This window comes from Pseudochelatococcus sp. B33 (assembly GCF_053570585.1).
Window position 1 is genome coordinate 1 of record NZ_JBSEFH010000064.1, and the last position, 3,106, is coordinate 3,106.

The 3,106-nt window shown below is 66.2% G+C and carries 2 protein-coding genes; both read right to left on the bottom strand.

Features of this window, described 5'->3' with window-relative positions:
* Positions 1 to 143 precede the first annotated feature (143 nt).
* Positions 144 to 1,379 carry an efflux RND transporter periplasmic adaptor subunit gene (locus ACUSIJ_RS29475; RefSeq protein WP_449311975.1) on the bottom strand — a complete coding sequence of 412 codons (1,236 nt, stop codon included), beginning with the start codon at positions 1,377 to 1,379 and terminating at the stop codon, positions 144 to 146.
* A gap of 2 nt (positions 1,380 to 1,381) precedes the next feature.
* On the bottom strand, positions 1,382 to 3,106 hold a 1,725-nt coding region (locus ACUSIJ_RS29480), incomplete at its 5' end, for a cyclic peptide export ABC transporter (RefSeq protein WP_449311976.1).

Here is a 3,106-nt window from a genome sequence, read left to right on the forward strand (position 1 = left end):
GGACTGGCCGACGATGGCGACGAACTCGCCCACGTTGATTGTTAATGATACGCCGCGCAGCACCTCGACCGCCACCGTCTCCGAGGTGACGAATACCTTGCGCAGGTCCGCGAGTTCGATCAGCGGTTCTTTCTCCACCCCCGTCATAGGCGGAACCCCACGAGCGAACGGCCGCCTGTGGCTTGCCGGGCGCCGGTCACCACCCGCTCGCCCGGCTCCAGTCCTGACAGCACCTGCGCCTCGAAGCGGGTTCTCAATCCGGTCATGATGCCGCGGTCGATACGCCGGCCGTCCGGTCCCAGCACGTCGACATGCGAGTGGCCGCTTTCGAGCGGCTTGAAGCGCAGCGCCGCGACGGGAGCGATCACCACGTCGTCGCGCCGGTCCACCACGAAGGAGACCTGCGCCGTCATCTCCGGTCGCAGCTCGCCGGCGCCGTTGTCGACATCGAACAGCGCCGTGTAGAGCACGACATTGTTCGTGGAGCCGGATGCCGCCGCCTCACCCTGTCCCGATGCCTTCTCGGGCTTGTGCGGCGCAGGCAGAACCTGCTTCAGCCGCGCCGTCCAGCGCCGGTCGCCATGCCCGAGCGTGGTGAACCAGACCTCCATGCCTTCGAAAAGACGGGTGACATCGGCCTCCGACACCTGCGTCCACACCGTCATGGTCGACAGATCCGCGATGCGCATGACGACGGGTGTGGAATAGGCGGCGTTCAGCGTCTGGCCCTCGCGCGCGTCGATCGACACCACGGTGCCGGACATGGGCGCATAGATGCTGGTGTAGCCGAGTTTTGCTTCGTCCGACTTCAGGGTCGAGTGCATCTTCTCGATCTCGGCGCGGATCGCGTCGACCTTTGCCGCGCCTATTCTTGCGTCGCGCCTTGCCTCATCGAACGCCGCCTGTGAAATAGCCTTGCCGGGGGCAAGCACCGCATTGCGCTTCAGTTGCGCGGCGGCGAAGGCCGCTTCGGCTTCCTGGGCGGCCAGATTGGCCTCCAGCCTGTGCAGTTCTGCCCGGCCGGCCTCGACCTGCGCCGTCTGCACCTGCGGATCGATCCGCGCCAGAAGGTCGCCCTGTTTCACCGTCTGGCCGATGCGCACCGGGATGGAATCAAGCCTGCCCGACGCCTGGGCACCGACATCGACATAGGCGCGCGGCAGGATCTTGCCGGTGGCCGTCACCACGTCCTCGATGGTGCCGCGCTTCACTTCCTCCGACAGCAGCGTCACGCCGGAAGAGGCGGTCGCGCCGCCGGCCCGATAGAAGCCCACGCCCAGCGCCACAGCAACGGTCCCGGCAGCAACGAGCCGGCCCCGCCAACGGCGGCGGCCCCGCGTCCCGTTCGTCGACATCTGCGGAAAGGCGGAACCGGCCATCGTCAGCTTCCTGCCACCGTCGAGGCGACGTCGGCCGCGGAGCGAGAACCTGTTGAGGGATTGTGCTGCTCACCCGCGTTGTCGATCGTTTCAACGATCCGGCCCGCCTCCAGCCGCACGACCCTGTCCGCCGCCCCGAAGTAGCGGTCGTCATGCGAAATGACGATCAGGGTCTTGCCCTGCCGCTTCAGGTCAGGCAGCATTTCCGTGTAGAACAGCCGCCGGAAGGTGGGGTCCTGTTCTGCTGCCCATTCGTCGAAGACGATCACCGGCCGGCCTTCGAGATAAACCTGGATCAGCGCCAGCCGCTTGCGCTGGCCCGCCGACAGGTCGGTGGTCGAGAACCTGCCATCCTCCACCGTGACTTTATGGGCGATTTCGAGCGTGTTCAGATAAAGGCTCACGGCCTCCGGCACGATGCCGCCGGGCGCCACGAGATCATCGAACAGGAAATAGTCGAAGAAGATGGCCGAGAACAGCTGGCGGTAGTCGTCGCCGTTCTCCGGCGTCACAGGTGCCCCGTTGAGCAGCAGTTCGCCCTCCTGCGGCTCGTAGAGGGCAAGCAGCAGCTTGATGAGCGTCGTCTTGCCCGAGCCGTTCTCGCCCACGATCATCAGGATCTCGCCGCCCTTGGTGGTCAGGTCGATGGGGCCGAGCGTGAACGGCTCGACGCCCTCGGCCGCCGGGAAGGTGTAGCGCGCATGGCGCAGTGCGATACTGGAGACAGCCGGGAGCGGTGCGGGAGCGGAAGCTTCCGCCGTGTCCGTGTCGGCAAGGTGCGGCTCGGGATTGGCGAAGTCGGCCGAGAGCCGGGCGATCCGGCGGAACGAGACCTGCGCGTTGACGAAATTGGCGTACGCGGAAAGAGCTTGATTGAGCGGACCCTTGACGTAGAGCAGCACCAGCACGAAGCCGGACACGACGGTGCGGTCCACCCCGAACCAGCCCTGCCAGCCGACAATGAGGCCGATGGCGGCGAAGAACAGCGCGCTGTCGGCCGCATTGGCCGACATGAAGATGCGGAACGCCTTCACCCTCCTGTCGCGGATGCGCTCGATGGTGGCGATGAGCTGTTCGCCATGCACGCGCCGGCGCCGGGGCCGGCTGATGCGCAACTCCTTGGCGCCCTCGCTGATGGCGCGGTAGTGCCGGTAGAGATCGTCCTGGGCGCTGCGGGCAACGTCGTAATGGGCCGCGCCGCGCTTGCGGGCATAGCGGTTGACGATGACACCGACACCGATGGCGATGGCGACGACGACGAACAGCGGCGGCGACAGGAACAGCAGGTAGACGATGCAGCCCGTCGTCACCGCCAGCGCGATGGCGAGCGATGAAAAGCCATACGAAAAGTTGGAGACGGTATCGACGTCCTGACCGAGCACGGACAGCAGGCGATGGCTCTTGTAGCGCTCGATCTGGTCGATCGGTGCGGCCACGACCCGGGCGACCAGTTCCTTCCGGAGGCTGGCGATGATCTGCTGGCCGATCCACGAATTGCCGAGGTCCGACACGACCTCGCCGGCGAGCGTCAGCACCACGAGGCCGGTGAAGGTCCACATCAGGGCGGCGGTGATGTCGCCGTCCGCAAACAGCGCCCGGTTGATGGTGGCGAGCAGCCATGCCGTGGCAAGGCCGCTCAGGGTACCCATCACCGTCGCGAACAGCGCGATGGGCCAGAACGGGCGCAGAAGGCGGATGCCTTCAGAGATAAGGTTATCTTTCGCCGC